The organism is Lactobacillus gigeriorum DSM 23908 = CRBIP 24.85 (assembly GCF_000296855.1).
GTDB lineage: Bacteria > Bacillota > Bacilli > Lactobacillales > Lactobacillaceae > Lactobacillus > Lactobacillus gigeriorum.
This window is the reverse complement of sequence record NZ_CAKC01000068.1, coordinates 1-16585: the sequence shown is the minus strand read 5'-3', so window position 1 is coordinate 16585 and position 16585 is coordinate 1. Positions and strand designations below refer to the sequence as shown.

Below are 16585 nucleotides of genomic sequence, written 5' to 3'. Positions count from 1 at the left end.
CAATTATCAAAGTAATAAAGTATGTATAGATGAAGGGGTTTTATGGTAAACGGCGATAAAATTGATCAAATCATTGATCACAAGTTATTCACAGAAGCAGATATTCATGAAATGTGCGCACGCTTAGGACAACAATTGACTGAGGACTATGCTGGCAAAAAGCCATTAGTTGTTGGTGCGCTTAAAGGTGCAGTCTATTTCTTGACTGACTTGACTCGACAAATGGACTTACAAGAAGAATTGGACTTTATGGATGTTTCAAGTTATGGTGATGGTTTTGAATCAACAGGTGAAGTAAAGATTATTACTGACTTGGCAGCCGATGTTACAGGACGCGACGTTTTGATTGTTGAAGATATCGTTGATACTGGTTTAACTTTGAAGTTCATGAAGGATCTTTTAGCTAAGCGTGGTGCCAAGAGCGTTAAATGCTGCGTCCTTTTGAACAAAGAAGAGCGTCGTACTACTGATGTTGAGATCGAATACTATGGTTCAAAGGTCGGCAATGAATTTGTAGTTGGTTATGGTATGGACTTTATGAACATGTACCGTAACTTGCCTTATATCGGAGTCTTGAAACCAGAAATTATTGCTTCATTGAGTGAAAAATAGTCATAAGCAAAATAATTTTATTTTTACTCGCTTATGATATAATGAAGACGTTATCAATTTAATAAGTCACTAGGGGTGCTAAAAGCTGAGAAATACCCTCTGAACCTGAACAAGATAATGCTTGCGTAAGGAAAGTGCAGAACATTTTACACTGAAGTTGAACCACTCCTACTGACTTGTCGAAACTGATGAGATTAGTAAGGAGTGTTTTTATGTTTAAGAGATCATCAAAGTGGGATGTTAAAGCCATTATTTTAGTTGCATTAATCGGAATAATCATGGGTGTCATTTATACCTACGGTTTTAACAACTTATACAATTTAACCAAGTTGGTATTGCTTCCTACAGGATATGCACCAGTAATGGATATGGCGTTGTCTGGATTATGGTATATGGCTGCACCACTTGCAATGTACTTTGTTCCAACTGTTGGTTCAGGTGCATTAGGCGAATTATTAGCTGCCGTTGTCGAAATGGCTATCGGTGGGCAATGGGGTGCTTTGACAATATTAGAAGGGTTAATCCAAGGCGTTACGAATGAAATTGGCTTTTTCCCTAAGAAAGAAAGATATGAGCGGTTCTCTTGGTCTTCAGTCTTAACTGGAGCATTCTTTGCCAACCTAGGTGGCTTTATTCCTTCATATTTCTTATTTGGTTGGAACCACTACGCAGTGAACGTACAAATTGCAATGTTTATCATGGGATTAGCTTCTGCTTTGTTATTTGATGGTGTCTTAGTAAAATTAATTACTAATTTATTTGATAAGGCATTAAAGCCTGTAGTTGCTTAACTGATGATAAAGTAAAAAGCCCTCAAAAGAGGGCTTTTGTTATTTCTCAAGTTTGTTAGCAAGAACGGAACGAATCTTTGTAGTTAACATATCGATTGCTACGTTGTTGGCGCCACCTTCTGGTACGATGATGTCGGCATAGCGCTTGGTAGGTTCGATAAATTGGTGATACATTGGCTTAACTGTTGCCAAATATTGTGAAATCACGGAATCAAGCGAACGACCACGTTCCTTCATATCTCTTTGTAAACGACGAATAAAACGGATGTCGTCATCTGTGTCAACGTAAACCTTAATATCCATTAAATTACGGATTTCTTCGTTGAAAAGTACTAAGATACCTTCCAAGATGATGATATCAGCCGGTTCCACATGAATAGTTGCATCACTACGAGTATGAGCAGTGAAATCATAAGTTGGCATTTCAATTGGCTTTTTGTGTAATAGTTGGTTGATTTGGGCTTCAAGCAATGGCATATCAAAAGCATCTGGATGATCGTAATTGATCTTCATTCGCTCTTCCATAGGCAAACCAGTGTTGTCTTTGTAGTAAGAGTCTTGTGTAATAATCATAATCCGATCATTGTCATTGATTTGATTTGCTACTTCATGAGCAATTGTCGTTTTACCACTACCGGAACCACCGGCAATACCAATAATTACAGGTTTATCGAGTGCACTCATTTTAAATCTCCTTTATTTCATCATTAAACATATTACTATAAAAGGTTGAGATTACAATAGATAAACCGGTTTTTTTGCTAAAAACTGAATTGTAAAATAACCAATAATGGATTTTGCTTTAAAAGAAACATAAAAGCTAGTAAAATAATACTAATATATTTTGAAAGGGGCAATGAACATGACGCCGATTATTGAATTTCAACATGTTGATAAGTACTATGGAAAGTTCCATGCATTAAAAGATATCAACCTCACAATCAATGAAGGTGAAGTCGTTTCCATCATTGGACCATCAGGTTCGGGAAAAAGTACTTTAATTAGAACGATGAATGGATTAGAAGATATCAATAATGGAAAGCTGATCGTAACTGGCTATGATTTGGCTGATAAAAAAACAAACATCAACAAAATTCGTAAAAATGTAGGAATGGTTTTTCAACATTTCAATTTGTATGAAAATTATACGGTGTTGGGAAATATTAAATTAGCTCCTAGAATTGTGCTCCATCGTTCTGAAGAAGAAAATGAAGCAATTGCTATGGATCTTCTAAAGAAAGTTGGCCTAGAAAATAAGGCTCATATGTATCCACGCAATCTTTCCGGTGGACAGCAACAGAGAGTAGCTATCGCTCGTTCGTTAGCCATGCAGCCTAAAGTAATTTTATTTGACGAACCAACTTCTGCGCTAGACCCAGAGATGATCCAAGACGTGCTAGACGTTATGAAATTGGTTGCCGAACAAGGGATCACGATGGTGGTTGTGACCCACGAAATGGGCTTTGCTCAAGAAGTAGGTAATCGCTTGATTTTCTTTGAGCAAGGAAGAGTGCTTGAGGACAGAAAGCCAGATGAATTTTTTGCCAATCCAGAAACTGACCGTGCCCGCGAATTTTTGAGTAAGATTATAACTCATTAAGGATGGTGGCCTATGAAGAGACTAGCAAAGATTTTAGGAGTGGCAATGGTGCTCCTAGGAAGTATCAGTTTGGCTGCTTGCGAAAGCTATGGCGATGCCGAAGAGGCTAAGCCAAATGTATACCAACAAGTGAAGAAGTCTAGGACTATCATTTGGGGAGTCCGTAATGATACTCGTTTATTTGGATTAATGAGCATTAAGCAAAATAAATTAGTTGGGTTTGATATTGATTTGGCCAAGGCAATTACCAAACAGATGTTGGGAAAAGATGGCAAGGCAGTATTGTTTCAAACAACTTCTAAGACCAAGATTCCGGTTTTGAAAAATGGCAATGTTGATGCCTTAATGGCTACGGTGACGATTACGCCGGAACGTGAAAAACAAGTTACTTTCTCAAAGCCTTACTTTAACGCTGGTCAGTCGTTATTAGTAAAAAGCACCAGTAAAATTAAAAGTATTAAAGACTTAAACAAGACTGGCATTACGGTTTTAGCAGTAAAGGGAACGACTGCGGTTGCCAACATTCGCAAATTTGCCCCTAAGGCGAGAGTACTTGAATTTGACGACTATGGTCAATGCTTTACTGCGCTAAAGGCTGGTCAAGGGCAAGCAATGAGTACGGATAATGGTATTTTGGCCGGAATTGCAGCCGAAAATAAGGGCTATAATGTAGTCGGTGGTACTTTTACCAATGAACCTTATGGTATTGCTGTTGATAAAGGTCAAACTGAATTTGCTCATGCGATGAACCGAGCTTTATCAGAATTAAAGAAAAACGGCACCTACCAACGTCTACTTAATAAGTGGTTTGCGGGCATTCCAGGTTTTGATATTAAGGAGGCGGCGCGCTAATGTGGAATTTATTTATCGACAACTGGGATACTTTTCTAATTGGCTTCGGCAATACAGTTTTATGTAGCGTTATTGCCTTGATTTTTAGTTTGATCATTGGTTCCGGTTTTGCAATTTTGGAAACAGTTCCAAGTAAATTGTGGCGTACGGTTGCGCGAATTTATATTGAACTTTTCCGTAATATTCCCTTACTAGTTATTGCCATGATCTTTTACTTGGTTATTCCCCAATTCTTGTTTAAAGTAAATGGCTTTACTGCTGGAACAATTGGCTTGACCCTGTATACATCAGCTTTTATCGCTGAAACAATTCGTTCAGGAATCGGTGCTGTTGGTGATGGTCAAATGGAAGGTGCCCGTAGTAACGGGATAACTTATTGGCAAGCAATGCGTTACGTAATTTTGCCTCAAGCTTTTAGAATCGTAATTCCACCATTAGGAAATCAGTTCGTCAACTTGATTAAGAATTCCTCGGTTCTTGCTTTTGTGGCAGGTTTTGACTTGATGTATCAAGGGGATGTTATTGCTTCGAGTACATTTCAAACAATCCCAACTTATATCATCGTCGGAATTTTTTACTTGATCCTTACTTTGCCGTTGTCATATTACATGCAGTCATTGGAACAGAAATAGGAGGGAAATATGGATTTTGTAAATGCACTATCATGGGAAAATGTCCATTTCCTTTTACAAGGATTGTGGGTAACAATCTACGTTTCTTTAATTTCAATTGCTTTGAGTTTTATAATTGGACTAGTTTTAGGAACGGTTCGTTATAGCAAGATTCCATATTTATCGGCAATAACAGGCTTTATAATTGATATCATTAGAAACCTACCTTTGCTACTGATTATCTTCTTTACCTACTTTGGTTTACCGGGTTTAGGGATCAGGGTAAATTCTGTAGTTGCTTCAATCGTTGCCTTAGTTGTCTTTGAATCAGCAATGATTGCTGAGATCGTTCGTTCCGGAATCAACGCCGTACCAGAAGGGCAGATGGAAGGAGCTCGAAGCAATGGGATGAATTTCATGCAGGCGATGTTCTATGTGATTATGCCTCAGGCACTGTTAAAAATGATCCCAGCACTGCTTTCGCAATTCGTATCACTGGTTAAGGATACCTCACTGGCAACGATCATCATTTTACCTGACCTGTTATACCATGCTCAGATTGTTTACAGTCAGAATACTAACTACATGATTCCAATGTACTTAATCATTGCCTTAATGTACTTTATCGTTTGTTTTTGTTTGTCACTTGTAGCATCATACCTACAGAAGAAATTTGGATAAAACACAATGATAAATGAATATTTAACTGATCTTGAACGAATAAAATTAACCAAATTGTCTTATGAGGAATTATCGGTGGGACAAGAGATTGTAATTGGTGAGAAGTATTTAGGTAAATGTGTTAAAAAAATTTATCAAAAAGATGGGTTGAGGGCTTTTATTATTCTTAATGATTCTGAAGTGATGATGCTCTTCAAAGGCTCATATGGAATTATTAAAGGGACGCCGACTACTTGGCGTGATGAATGGTTGAATACTAATTTGCCGGTTTTATTGGCGCTCGTTAGTAAAAAACCACAAATTCCAAGTCAACTGAAATCTGCTGCGCAGGTGTTAAATCAGACGATGAAGGAATATCCAGATCAGCAATTTTTCCTGTATGGGCATTCTCTAGGAGCAATCAATTTGCAATATGCCCTTGCTAATTGTCATTTTACTCGACAATTAGGAGCAGCTTATTTATATGAAGGAACAAATATTTGGTCTTTATTAAATAAGCAAGAGCGACACCGAGTAGGCAGAATTCGTCAACGAATTTTTAACTACGTTGATATCTATGATCCGGTAACTTTAGGTATAACCGCTACTCATCAGATGGTGGGAAAGCTGTGTTATATCGACAGCCCACAGTTGACTCCAATTAAGCAGCACCTTTGGGGTGGCTACCAATTTGATGAACAAGGGCAAGTAAAATTAAAGGCCGTTGATGAACAATTTTTACGAGTTAGCAAGGAAGAACGTAATTTAGTTGAACAAGCTAATTCATGGCTAAAATTATTCGAAAAGCGCACGCCTAATACCGAATGGAAAACTTTTTTGAGCACTAGTCTTGCTAGATTTACCAGTACAAATAAAAACAGTAGTTGGGCAGAATTGTTGAATGCTTTACCTAAGGACAGTTTTCTAATTAAGGACAAAATAAAAAGTAATCTCGAACACTAAAAAGTGTAGAGATTACTTTTTTGATTATTGACGATGTTTATTGCTTCCAAGAAGCATCTAACTTAGCTTTACCAGTGGTAATTGCATTGCTCCAAGAAGCTTTTTTACCAGCTTGAGCCAAGATAGTTTGCATATTGGCATTAACTTGATCGTAGGCGCTTGTGGCATTTTTAGTAACTGGCAAGAAGTAAAGATTCTTTGCAGTTTGTCCTAAGATTGCTGGAATCTTACTATCCTTATTTGCTTTGTAGACATCAGAGTTTAAAACTGAAGTATTAGCTGGCATGTAACCAGTTTGTTGAGCCCAGTATAATTGTGATGACTTTGAAGCAAGGAATTTTAGATACATGAAAGCAGCTGACTTTTGGCTAGCAGTTGCCTTGTTAAACATGTAAATATCAGTACCTTGTTGAACATTCATCTTGCTTGGACGAGCAGCTACGCCATATTCATATTTCTTGTTTAAGCCTTGCTTGATATAAGCTTCGTTAGCAGTGGAGCCGATGAACATTGCTACCTGACCATTATCGAAAGGCGTTGACATGTATTTTTGCGTACCAGCTTGCATGAAGTAACCAGCTTTAACACCGTCAGCATAGTAGTTGATAACGGCTTTAGATGGAGCGCTAGCAAAATCTAGTTTGTTATCAAATTCGTAGCCCTTTTCTTTCATTGAGAGCATGTAGTAGTTGTTCAGCGCATCAAAGCCCATACCGCTAACTTTATGCTTGCTCTTTTCGTAGATTGTTTGTGAAGCCGTCTTTAGTTCTTCCATGTTGGTTGGTACTTTGACATGGTACTTGGTGAACATTGTCTTGTTGTAGAATAAGACTTCAACTGATTTGTTAAAAGGCACACCATATTGAACTCCGTTAATTTTGGCTCCATCCCATAAACCAGATTGAATCCCAGTTTTAGCAAATGAGCCCCAACCAATTTCTTGATTAGTAATATATGGTTTCAAATTAACTAAGAGCTTGTTCTTAGCAGCATTGTAGAGCCAACCTGGATATGCTTGAGTAATAGTCGGCAAGTTCTTTGGTGATTGGAAACTAGAGGTTAACTTAGCTTGTAAGTCAGAATAGTTACCACCTTGACTTTGCAACTTAATATCGATATTAGGATTCTTCTTTTCAAAATCAGCTGTTAACTTTTCCAAGGCACTCTTGGAAGTTCCAGTTAAAGAATACCAGAAAGTTACCGTCGTCTTTTTAGTAATCTTGGTAGGGATCTTGGTGGATGATGATTGTTGTTGCTTGTTAGAACAAGCGCTTAAACCTAACAAGGCAAGAGCCACAGAACCAATGGTAGCTATTTTACTTTTAAATTTCATATTCTTACTCTTTTCCATATAAAAACTTATTCCAAGTATATTTTATCACAAAAAAGCGTACTTTATTTAAAAATATAGAAATAATTGTTCTTGATTGACAGCGAGGCAATTTCAACTTATGATAAAAAATAGTAGAATGATTTAAAAGAGCGTGGTAATTATGGATAAAGACCCTTTAGTTTATACATATGAAATTGGAAAACGTAAGCCGTATGATTACGATTATGGCAATCGTCAAAGTAATCAAAATACTAGTTGTCCGTTCTGTGATGTAGCTCATCTTGAAAATATTTTTCGTAGGGATGGCGACAAGATTTGGCTGAAAAATAAGTATCCAACTTTGCAGGATACAGAGCAAACAATTTTAATTGAATCAAGTGACCATCAAGGCGATATTTCAACTTATACGAGGGAAGAAAATCAAGAGTTGATGAAGTTCGCTTTAGAATGTTTCCATGAAATGTATCACTCCCATAAATATAAAAGTGTTTTGTGGTACAAAAATTTTGGTCCTAAATCTGATGGCTCATTGACTCACCCGCATATGCAGATTGTTGGGTTAAATCATAAAGACGGCTATCAAGATGTAGGTGAAGATAATTTTGTAGGCTTTGAAGTTGGTAAGTCTGGGGATGTAGAAATGAATCTTTCCGCTTACCCCGTACAAGGTTATCAAGAAGTCAACATTTTGACGATGCATAATCAAGATTTGGATACTTGGGCTGATCTAATTCAAAAAGGAACCCAGTATGTTCGTTCAGTCCTGTCACATGGGGTTGACTCGTATAACTTATTTTTCTATCCGCTAAACAATGGTGAAGGAACATGTTGCAAGATTGTTCCGCGGTTTTATGCGTCACCATACTTTGTCGGTTATAAGATTTCGCAAGTTGACGATTCCGATACATTGCGCTGGGAAGCCCAAAGATTAAAGGGCTTTGTTACCGGAGGCATCAGTCTTTAAGCATTAAGGTCATGAAGATGGCCTTTTTCTTTTTGAAAAAATATACATTGTTTGTTTTAGCTATAAGTAGGATAATGTTAGCTAGTTTATGAAATAGAAGAGGTAGGAAAGTAGGATGACCGAAAAACAAGTTTCAATGGTTACAATTGCGATGATTCTAGGAAACGTAATGGCTGGTCTAGATAGTACGATTAGCAATACCGCCCTGCCTGCAATTGTAGCGGATCTGCATGGAATTCAGTTTATGGGTTGGATTGTGGCCCTGCTTTTATTAGGGATGTCAGTTTCAATCCCGATTTGGAGTAAATTAGGGGAACGTTTTGGCAATAAGATAACCTTTGAATTGGCGATTTTGTTATTTGTCTTAGGCTCGCTTTTTCAAGGCTTAGCTAAGGATATGTATTTCTTCCTGCTTGCCCGGACAGTTATGGGAATAGGAGCAGGAGGCATGGGCTCAATTCCATATGTCATGGCGGGCTATATTTTTCCGAATATCCGGAAACGAACCCAAATCTTAGGCTACCTGGGAGGAAGCTTTAGTTTAGCCGCGATCTTGGGTCCACTAGTTGGGGGCTATTTAGTAGATACTTTTTCTTGGCACTGGGTGTTCTTTGTCAATATTCCAATTGGTTTGATGGCAATTATTCTTGTTGCAATTTTTTATCAAGAAAAATTAGCCCAAGCTAGCAATGGATTTGATGCGATCGGGGCTATTTTAGTTGTAACTGGCTTAATTAGTTTGTTACTAGGAATTCAATTAATTGGCATGGTGCCAACTGGGCTCGTGGTAACTTTATCAATTATGGGTCTTATTTTATTAGCTGCTTTTGTCAAATATGAAAAAACGGCTTCAAGTCCGATCGTTCCGATTGCCATGTTTAAAAATAAAGCTCTAGTTGGGGACTTGTTGTTATTTGTCTTTTCTTGGGGCGCATTTTTAGCAGTGAACACCTATTTGCCAATGTGGGCGCAGGGATTGTTAGGTACAACGGCTTTAGTTGGGGGAATGACTTTGATTCCTAATTCTTTGCTAGATACGGTTGGTACGCAAGTAGTTAATCCAATGAAGGCAAGATTTAAAGAGTACTACTTAATTGCGGCGGCAATTGGTTGCATGTTGATATCTAGTTTAAGTCTGGTCTTTTTACCAAGCGACACCAGCATCTGGCTGCTTGCTTTCTTAACTTCCTTTTCTGGCTTCGGCGTTGGCTTTGTGTTTGTGATTTTGCAAATAAAAGTGCAAGTCGATGCTGGCACTGAGGACATGGCTCCAGCAACTTCTCTATCCTACTTGATACGAATTTTGGCTCAAACGGTGATGGCAGCTGTTTATGGGGTAATCATGAACTTAGCCTTGGTAAGAGGAGTAGCGCAACATCCTGAGATTACGATGGGGATGCTAAATAAACTTAGTGATGCTACGGCAGCTAAGAGCTTGCCGACCAAGCTATTGCCAACTATGCGTCAGATTTTTCACGGTGGATTAAGAGAAATCATGATTTGTGCCAGCATTATGTTGCTAGTTACGCTCTTGTTAAACTTTAAGTTTAATAGAAAAACGCTTTCTGAATAGGTTTTCTAGGTTTACACGGATAGATTTTGTCATATAATATTCTTATAAATTTAAAATAGAAAAGAAGGATATTATTTTAGAATCTAAACCCGCCCGATGGGGCTCAAAAGCATACCGTGATGCCAAGAAACTATATATGAGTGCATTTCCTGCCTCAGAACGTTTTTCAATGCCATCCTTATTGACGATGGCTTTACGAAGAAGCGTGAAGTTTCATGCCATCTATGACAATGACGTTTTTTGTGGTTTAACATATTATGTTGAAGGAAAAGATACCGTGTATTTGACCTATTTAGCTGTTAATAAGCAGTTGCGTGGTCAAGGATACGGCAGTAAGATTTTAACCTTATTGGAGAATCGTTTTCCTGACAAACAAATCATTATTGATATTGAACCAGTGGTAAAATCTGCTAAGAATTATGAGCAACGCGTAAGTCGTTTGCGTTTTTATGAGCGTAATGGCTTCCATCGTACCAATCAAATGTTGAAAGATAGCGATGGTGAATTTGAAGCTTTGACGACTGGTAAGAAATTCAATAAATTAGGATTTATTCGTGATTTAAAGAAGATGAGTTTTGGTTTTTACCAATTTAAAGTTGAAAAGTAAAATGAAAGTGTCTAGGAAAATAACTTCTAGAACACCTAAAAAGGACGTTGAGTTTTTATGCTCAATGTCTTTTTTCTATACCAAATATTATTTTCCAAACATTTTTACATGATTAGATGAGAACATTAATTATCTAATAACCAAAAAAGAATAAAAATCTACCAGTTACGAAAAAACTAATTGAATAAACGATTTAGCATGATAATAAGGTTAACTTGTAAAATGAAGCAATAAAGAAGGGTGAAACACTAAAACTAGAGTCTGAAAAAGTCTATAAACTTAAAAGTGCTAGAAACCACGTTACTAAAAAACGCTGATTTCTAGCACTTTCTTTATTGATAATTTCTTAATTCTAGACCAAAAGCTGGTTATTCCCAGATCATTTTTATACAAAGCTATTGATAAATCTTGCCGTCTTGCTTATTAGCCTTTTCTTCATTAAATGCTTTTTCACTAGCAGCTTCTTTTGGCAATACCCAGTTTAAGATCATGCCGATAATGGTACATAGCGCCACAGAAGTTAATTGGAAATTACCTAATTGTAAGTAGGCACCACCAATTCCGATTACCAAGATAACTGAGGCAATTAACATATTGCGCTTTTCACCAAAGTCAATCTTGTTGTCAACCAAAATCTTTAAACCGTTTGAAGCAATAGTTCCGAATAATAAGAAGGAGATACCACCAATAACTGGCATTGGGATTGATTCGATTAGGGCTGCAACTTTGCCAACAAAGGAGAACAAGATTGCAAAGCCAGCAGCTCCAGCAAGAACCGAAACAGAGTGAACTTTAGTCATTGCTAACACGCCGATGTTTTCACCATATGAAGTAGTTGGGGGACCACCGATGAAGCCAGCGATAATAGTTGAAAGACCGTCACCCATCATGGTTCGATGAAGACCAGGTTTCTTCAAGAAGTTACGTTTAGTCAAAGAATTCAGTACCATGATGTGGCCCATATGTTCAGTCATAGTAACAAAAGCAATTGGTGCCATAGTTAAAATAGCTGCTGGATACCATTTAAAGTGGTAGCTTACAAAAGGTACATCTAAAGCTGGTAGCGATAACCAAGCAGCCTTAGCAACACCAGAGAAATCAACAATACCTAGGAAGCATGACAATACGTAGCCACATATAATCCCTAGCATAATTGAAATTAAACTAGTGAATCCCTTGAAGCACATTTGGAAAATCAAGGTCATAACTAATGTAAAAATAGCAACGCCAAAGTAAGTTAAATCATATTTTTGATTTTTGAGCATGGCATCGTTAGCAGCAGTAGTAGCTAATGAAAGTCCAATTACGATGATAATTGGTCCTACAACAATTGGGGGCAAGACCTTATTTACCCATTTTGAACCAATTCTTCCAATCACAAAGGAGACAATTAGGTAGACAATACCTGATGCGATTGCCCCTTGAGCTACCGCAGGATAGCCATCGGTTTTCATTAGGGCTTGCATCGTAGCTACGAAGGCAAAACTTGAACCGAGATAGGCTGGAATTTCAAACTTAGTACACAGCATGTGAACTAGTGTACCAACACCTGATGCAAGTAGGGCAATACTTGGGTTGATTCCAATTAAAATAGGAACCAATACCGTTGAACCGAACATGGCAAACATGTGCTGCAGGGACAAGAGAATTCCTTGAGCTACTGGTGGATGCTCATAGACATCGAGCACCGCATCTGGATTACGAAAACTTTTATCTGTCATAATACACCTCTTAATCAAGATGATGACCGAAGAAAAAAGACCACTTAGACACAGAGTCCAAGATGGTCTTTCTGTAGGTATGCTAAAAGCGTACACAAGCAGATTTCCTTCTTAGCCTCACGGGACTAATACTTAAAGGTCATCACTAACATTTGTTTATATTAAACTCGTTTTAGTAGCTAATGTCAATATAATTACTGTAAGTTGCGCAAAACGTTTAGTTTAAATATTAGTAAATTGAATAGTACGATTCCAGAAGTTACGATGAAGACCATATTGTAATTAAATAGTCCAGATATTGTTGATCCCAGCATTGGTCCAACAATATTTCCAAGATACATCGCTGATTGATTCCATGAAAAAATGCGGCCAGTAACAGCTACTGGAGTATTTTTAGTCAACATCGTTTGTACTTGTGGGAACAGACAAGCATCGGTGAAACCAATCAAAAAGCGCAGGATTCCCAGTTGCCAAACTTGAGTGACAAAAGCTGTGAGGAAAAATAGGATTGAGGCACCAATAAAGCCACCGATAATAATTTTATGAGTACCAATCCGATCTCCGAGAGCACCAAAACGGGATGCAGCTAGAAAAGTAGCAATCCCTGGCAAAGCAGCAACAACTCCGGAAGTGAAGACGACATTGCCTTGATTATGCATTAACTGACGGACGTATAAAGATACAATTGGATTGATCGAATTATTGGCTGCTTGAATGATCAAGGTAGTTAGTAACAAGCCAAAAATCATTGCCGGACTTGTCAAAGAATTGATCACACCTTTACTATTAGCCAATTTTTTACTTGTGATCGGTTTAAAGCCTTCCTCATGAACAAAAAACAGTGATAGCAAGAAGGCAATGAATAGTAATAACCCAGTAATGAAGAAAGTTACTCGATAAGAAAAAATAGAGACTAAACTACCGCCGATAAAAGGTCCAAGCAAGTTTCCAGCAGTAAATGCCGATGCCATAGTCCCTAGTGCTTGACCAGAATTTTCTTTAGGTGTTTCGGTGGTAATTAGTACATTGGCATTAGAGACAAAACCAGCAAAAAAGCCTTGTGTAAAACGAAGTGCTAGCAGTTGCCAGACATTAGTTACTAGCCCCATGCATCCAAGAACAATCGCCATCCCAAGGGCTGCTCTTAAGGTCATTAGTTTACGGCCTTTTTTATCAGCCAACTTGCCCCACCAGGGTGAGACAATCGCCGAAACAACGAATACGCTAGAAAAAATCAATCCTGACCAGAAATTTAATTCCTGATGCGTAAAGTGACCTAATGTATCAACGTATAACGGCAAAAAGGGCATGATCTCTGAAAAAGCAATTCCCGCAATGAAAACAGCAATTGAGAGTACATAGAGATTACGTTTCCAAATAGGTTTAGTTGTTTGCAAATAATCACGTTTCTAATATAGGATAATGATAATTATATGCCTATCAAATTGTAAGTAAAAAATTCTTTTTGGGTTACATAGGTAGGTAAGATCAATAAAATAGGCTAAAATATTGGTAGAAAGGTTTTTGAAAAAAGGTGATGCTCATGAAAAAAGAACAAGAAATTGAAATGCTTAAGGCGTTTTCAGACGCTAACTCAACTTCCGGATTTGAAGAAGAATTCGTTAAGTTGTTTACAGAACATGTAAAAGATCTTGCTGATGTAGAAGTTGATGGCATGCTCAACGTCTATGCTGCGAAAAAGGAAAATAAAGGCAATCGTCCAGTAATCCAATTAGATGCGCACTCTGATGCTGTTGGTTTTATTACTCAAGCTGTTCGTCCAAACGGAATGATTAAATTTGTACCACTCGGTGGTTGGGTAAAATACAATATTCCGGCGTTGCGAGTAAAAATTCGCAATCGTGATGGCGAATATATCCCAGGAGTTGTGGCCACCAAGCCACCTCACTTTATGACTGCTGATGAACGTAACAATGTGCCAGATGTTGCTGACATGTCGATTGATGTTGGTTCATTGAGCCGTGAAGAAACGATCAAAGACTTTAAGATCGATACTGGCTGTCCAATCTTCGTCGACGTTAAATGTGAATATAACGATCGCACTGGCTTGTTCTTTGGTAAGGACTTTGACGATCGCTTTGGTGCTGGAGCAATGGTCGATGTTCTAGATAACTTGAAGGGCGAAGAAGTTAACTTTGATGTTGTTGCAGCCTTGTCAGCTCAAGAAGAAGTTGGCTTGCGCGGTGCTTATGTGACTGCGCGCAAGGTGAAGCCAGATGTGTGTCTAGTTTTAGAGAGTTGTCCAGCAGATGATACCTTCACTCCTGATTGGCTTTCGCAAACTGGTTTGAAGCGGGGACCAATGCTTCGTGATATGGATACGACTTTCTTACCAAATCCTAAGTTCCAACAATATACTTGTGATTTAGCTGATAAGAACGGCATTCCTTATACTCGTTCAGTTAGAACCGGTGGTGGTCAAGATGGAGCAGCTATTTATTACGAAAATGGGGCACCAACAATCGTTATTGGTATTCCAGTTCGTTATGAACATTCACCATATTGCTATAGCGCATATAAGGACTTCAAGGCTTCAGTTGATTTGGCAACGGCAATTATTCGTGATTTAACAGTGGAAAAGTTAGAAAGTTTCAAGCGCTTCTAACGATAAAGAATAGGGTGATTTAGATGAAACTGTTAACAGCAAAAGGAAAATTAATCAAAACGGTCCTCTATGATGAACCCTTTAGTAAGTTAAATTTGATCTTGGCTAATTGTCATGTAAAGGTTGAACGAGGCAATCGGTTTGAAATCGTCTTTGTTGGGCCTGAGAATGAGATCCCTAAGGTAAATGCTACAGGGGATACGGTTAAAATAAGTCAGACTTTTAATCGGCGAATTCGACATAAAAATAATCCGGGCTATCGTTTGCATATATCTTTACCAGCAAAAGGCTTAGAACAATTAAATGCGTTTACTTTTAGAGGCGATATTGAGTTAGATCGCTTGCAAATCGAACAGGTTAACTTAGATACCAATCATGGAAATTTGATTTTGGCTGGTGATAAATTCATGACTTTAAATTTGAATAGCCGCTATGGCTATTTATCAGCTAGACAAATTCAAACGGAAAGCTTTCGTTTGATGCTGACGTATGGAGATGCTTATTTGGATCTCTGTCGCTTGGGTGAAAGCAAATGTCAGATGACTAATGGCGATTTTGAATTAGCTAATAGTAGTTTGACAGGAAAGTTTTTTGTGACCTCGCTTGAAGGCAATGTTTTAAGTAGATTAACAAAGGTTACAGGCTACCATTTACAAACCGATGATGGGGATGTAGTGGTTAATGGGCGAGATGAAGGTTTTACTTACATAAATAAGCCAAATGAAGATGCCGTATTGTATGTTAGATCTGCGGATGGCAGTATTTTTGTAGAATAAGAATAAGTTTGAGAAGACTTCTGTGAATGCAGAGGTCTTTTTTACTGAATAAGTACAAATTTATACCAGTTTAGAAATGTTAGCTATAAAAGGAAAAAAGCGTAATAATATAAGTGTAGTTATAAAAGCACTTTACCGATAAAAGTTGAGCGTTGAGTTTATTAGGAGGAAAAGATTATGGATAAGAAGGAACAAACCTTTGTTGAATTAAGTGAGAAAGAGTTGGAAACAGTTGTCGGTGGTAGTGGTATTTTATTTAAAAATGATTTTTGGCATAAATTAATGGATTCCCTATGCCGTAATTTCAACTCAAAGAAATGCTAGATACTATAAATATAGTTCAAGTCGAACTTATTTTTGCTCTTTTTTATCTGAATATGAGCTAAATGACTTACGGTTTAATTGGAAAATAGACTGGTTGTATATTTTTATACTTTTGATGGGTAATTATATTGGTCAAGCTAATATGATTAGTATGAGTGTCTCAGTAACTCTTGTTGGTATAATAACCGTCTGTTTTTTCTACAAGCTTGAATTGTCAAACTAAGTGCAACGACTCAGATTTATATACCTCATATGGCGTTAGATATCCCAAACATTTTCTTGGACGTTTATTTATCTTGGAGAATATCTCCTGGACTTCTTCTTGGCTATACTTGCTTAAATCTTGCCCCTTTGGAAGATATTCTCTTATCAATCCATTTGTATTTTCATTGCTTCTTCTCTGCCATGGATGATGTGGCTTAGGAAAGTAAAATTAAACCTTCAGTTCTTGCGTTACTTCTTTATGCTTGGCAAACTCCTTGCCTCCAAGCAAATATCTACTCTTGCGATCTACCAATGTCACCAAGCAGGCTTTTCCAACAATACCGGCAACTCCAATCGCCGATTCTTGT

At 37.7% G+C, this 16585-nt stretch carries 17 protein-coding genes, 1 pseudogene and 1 riboswitch; of the genes and pseudogenes, 13 read left to right on the top strand and 5 right to left on the bottom strand.

Features of this window, described 5'->3' with window-relative positions; translation table 11 throughout:
* Window positions 1-42 precede the first annotated feature (42 nt).
* Complete coding sequence (gene hpt / locus BN52_RS06930; protein ID WP_008473710.1) at window positions 43-612, top strand: hypoxanthine phosphoribosyltransferase; 570 nt, start codon at window positions 43-45, stop codon at window positions 610-612.
* Between the two features lie 61 nt (window positions 613-673).
* A riboswitch (TPP riboswitch) is annotated at window positions 674-762 on the top strand.
* A 62-nt stretch (window positions 763-824) separates the two neighbouring features.
* Window positions 825-1403, top strand: a complete 579-nt coding sequence (locus BN52_RS06925) for an ECF transporter S component (protein WP_008473709.1) — start codon at window positions 825-827, stop codon at window positions 1401-1403.
* A 39-nt stretch (window positions 1404-1442) separates the two neighbouring features.
* Here BN52_RS06925 and udk read toward each other — a convergent pair whose 3' ends face one another.
* Window positions 1443-2087: a uridine kinase gene (gene udk / locus BN52_RS06920; RefSeq protein WP_008473708.1), complete on the bottom strand. Its 645-nt coding sequence runs from the start codon at window positions 2085-2087 to the stop codon at window positions 1443-1445.
* Window positions 2088-2265: 178 nt separating this feature from the next.
* Between udk and BN52_RS06915 the strand changes: the two genes are divergently transcribed.
* The 5 genes from BN52_RS06915 to BN52_RS06895 are packed head-to-tail and all read left to right on the top strand — an operon-like array spanning window position 2266 to window position 6089.
* Window positions 2266-3003 carry an amino acid ABC transporter ATP-binding protein gene (locus BN52_RS06915; protein WP_008473707.1) on the top strand — a complete coding sequence of 246 codons (738 nt, stop codon included), beginning with the start codon at window positions 2266-2268 and terminating at the stop codon, window positions 3001-3003.
* A gap of 12 nt (window positions 3004-3015) precedes the next feature.
* Complete coding sequence (locus BN52_RS06910) at window positions 3016-3855, top strand: transporter substrate-binding domain-containing protein (protein ID WP_008473706.1); 840 nt, start codon at window positions 3016-3018, stop codon at window positions 3853-3855.
* Window positions 3855-4487, top strand: a complete 633-nt coding sequence (locus tag BN52_RS06905; protein ID WP_008473705.1) for an amino acid ABC transporter permease — start codon at window positions 3855-3857, stop codon at window positions 4485-4487. Before BN52_RS06910 ends, BN52_RS06905 begins: the two co-directional genes overlap by 1 nt.
* Before the next feature lie 9 nt (window positions 4488-4496).
* On the top strand, window positions 4497-5147 hold the full coding sequence (locus tag BN52_RS06900) for an amino acid ABC transporter permease (RefSeq protein WP_008473703.1): 651 nt from the start codon (window positions 4497-4499) through the stop codon (window positions 5145-5147).
* A 6-nt stretch (window positions 5148-5153) separates the two neighbouring features.
* The gene (locus BN52_RS06895) at window positions 5154-6089 is read left to right on the top strand and encodes an alpha/beta hydrolase family protein (RefSeq protein WP_008473702.1); all 936 of its coding nucleotides are present in this window, start codon (window positions 5154-5156) and stop codon (window positions 6087-6089) included.
* A 37-nt stretch (window positions 6090-6126) separates the two neighbouring features.
* On the opposite strand, the gene BN52_RS06890 is transcribed toward BN52_RS06895, so the two are convergent.
* Window positions 6127-7422, bottom strand: a complete 1296-nt coding sequence (locus BN52_RS06890; protein ID WP_008473701.1) for an extracellular solute-binding protein — start codon at window positions 7420-7422, stop codon at window positions 6127-6129.
* 160 nt (window positions 7423-7582) lie between these two features.
* Between BN52_RS06890 and BN52_RS06885 the strand changes: the two genes are divergently transcribed.
* The 3 genes from BN52_RS06885 to BN52_RS06875 all read left to right on the top strand — a co-directional run bounded on the left by BN52_RS06885 (window position 7583) and on the right by BN52_RS06875 (window position 10566).
* The gene (locus tag BN52_RS06885) at window positions 7583-8386 is read left to right on the top strand and encodes a DUF4931 domain-containing protein (RefSeq protein WP_008473700.1); all 804 of its coding nucleotides are present in this window, start codon (window positions 7583-7585) and stop codon (window positions 8384-8386) included.
* A 115-nt stretch (window positions 8387-8501) separates the two neighbouring features.
* Window positions 8502-9959 carry an MFS transporter gene (locus tag BN52_RS06880; RefSeq protein WP_008473698.1) on the top strand — a complete coding sequence of 486 codons (1458 nt, stop codon included), beginning with the start codon at window positions 8502-8504 and terminating at the stop codon, window positions 9957-9959.
* A 136-nt stretch (window positions 9960-10095) separates the two neighbouring features.
* Window positions 10096-10566: a GNAT family N-acetyltransferase gene (locus BN52_RS06875; RefSeq protein WP_008473696.1), complete on the top strand. Its 471-nt coding sequence runs from the start codon at window positions 10096-10098 to the stop codon at window positions 10564-10566.
* A 395-nt stretch (window positions 10567-10961) separates the two neighbouring features.
* On the opposite strand, the gene BN52_RS06870 is transcribed toward BN52_RS06875, so the two are convergent.
* On the bottom strand, window positions 10962-12287 hold the full coding sequence (locus tag BN52_RS06870) for a solute carrier family 23 protein (protein ID WP_008473695.1): 1326 nt from the start codon (window positions 12285-12287) through the stop codon (window positions 10962-10964).
* Window positions 12288-12481: 194 nt separating this feature from the next.
* Window positions 12482-13684: a multidrug efflux MFS transporter gene (locus BN52_RS06865; protein ID WP_008473694.1), complete on the bottom strand. Its 1203-nt coding sequence runs from the start codon at window positions 13682-13684 to the stop codon at window positions 12482-12484.
* Between the two features lie 146 nt (window positions 13685-13830).
* Here BN52_RS06865 and BN52_RS06860 point away from each other — a divergent pair, with 146 nt between their 5' ends.
* From BN52_RS06860 to BN52_RS09905, 3 genes are all read left to right on the top strand, one after another.
* A complete protein-coding gene (locus tag BN52_RS06860; RefSeq protein ID WP_008473693.1) occupies window positions 13831-14913 on the top strand; it encodes a M42 family metallopeptidase in 1083 nt (360 codons plus the stop codon).
* A gap of 23 nt (window positions 14914-14936) precedes the next feature.
* Window positions 14937-15689 (top strand): DUF4097 family beta strand repeat-containing protein, encoded by a 753-nt coding sequence (locus BN52_RS06855; protein WP_008473691.1) that lies wholly within the window; start codon window positions 14937-14939, stop codon window positions 15687-15689.
* Window positions 15690-15866: 177 nt separating this feature from the next.
* On the top strand, window positions 15867-16013 hold the full coding sequence (locus BN52_RS09905) for a ComC/BlpC family leader-containing pheromone/bacteriocin (protein WP_008473690.1): 147 nt from the start codon (window positions 15867-15869) through the stop codon (window positions 16011-16013).
* A gap of 214 nt (window positions 16014-16227) precedes the next feature.
* Here BN52_RS09905 and BN52_RS10460 read toward each other — a convergent pair.
* Window positions 16228-16585: pseudogene (locus tag BN52_RS10460) on the bottom strand (IS30 family transposase); the annotation flags it as partial.

Bases quoted from the DNA above. Each gene is read 5' to 3' on its own strand.
- BN52_RS06855 (WP_008473691.1), top strand. From the start codon at position 14,937: ATGAAACTGTTAACAGCAAAAGGAAAATTAATCAAAACGGTCCTCTAT.
- BN52_RS06910 (WP_008473706.1), top strand. From the start codon at position 3,016: ATGAAGAGACTAGCAAAGATTTTAGGAGTGGCAATGGTGCTCCTAGGA.
- BN52_RS06860 (WP_008473693.1), top strand. From the start codon at position 13,831: ATGAAAAAAGAACAAGAAATTGAAATGCTTAAGGCGTTTTCAGACGCT.
- udk (WP_008473708.1), bottom strand. From the start codon at position 2,087: ATGAGTGCACTCGATAAACCTGTAATTATTGGTATTGCCGGTGGTTCC.
- BN52_RS09905 (WP_008473690.1), top strand. From the start codon at position 15,867: ATGGATAAGAAGGAACAAACCTTTGTTGAATTAAGTGAGAAAGAGTTG.
- BN52_RS06915 (WP_008473707.1), top strand. From the start codon at position 2,266: ATGACGCCGATTATTGAATTTCAACATGTTGATAAGTACTATGGAAAG.
- BN52_RS06870 (WP_008473695.1), bottom strand. From the start codon at position 12,287: ATGACAGATAAAAGTTTTCGTAATCCAGATGCGGTGCTCGATGTCTAT.
- BN52_RS06905 (WP_008473705.1), top strand. From the start codon at position 3,855: ATGTGGAATTTATTTATCGACAACTGGGATACTTTTCTAATTGGCTTC.
- hpt (WP_008473710.1), top strand. From the start codon at position 43: ATGGTAAACGGCGATAAAATTGATCAAATCATTGATCACAAGTTATTC.
- BN52_RS06925 (WP_008473709.1), top strand. From the start codon at position 825: ATGTTTAAGAGATCATCAAAGTGGGATGTTAAAGCCATTATTTTAGTT.
- BN52_RS06895 (WP_008473702.1), top strand. From the start codon at position 5,154: ATGATAAATGAATATTTAACTGATCTTGAACGAATAAAATTAACCAAA.
- BN52_RS06875 (WP_008473696.1), top strand. From the start codon at position 10,096: ATGAGTGCATTTCCTGCCTCAGAACGTTTTTCAATGCCATCCTTATTG.
- BN52_RS06900 (WP_008473703.1), top strand. From the start codon at position 4,497: ATGGATTTTGTAAATGCACTATCATGGGAAAATGTCCATTTCCTTTTA.
- BN52_RS06890 (WP_008473701.1), bottom strand. From the start codon at position 7,422: ATGAAATTTAAAAGTAAAATAGCTACCATTGGTTCTGTGGCTCTTGCC.
- BN52_RS06880 (WP_008473698.1), top strand. From the start codon at position 8,502: ATGACCGAAAAACAAGTTTCAATGGTTACAATTGCGATGATTCTAGGA.
- BN52_RS06885 (WP_008473700.1), top strand. From the start codon at position 7,583: ATGGATAAAGACCCTTTAGTTTATACATATGAAATTGGAAAACGTAAG.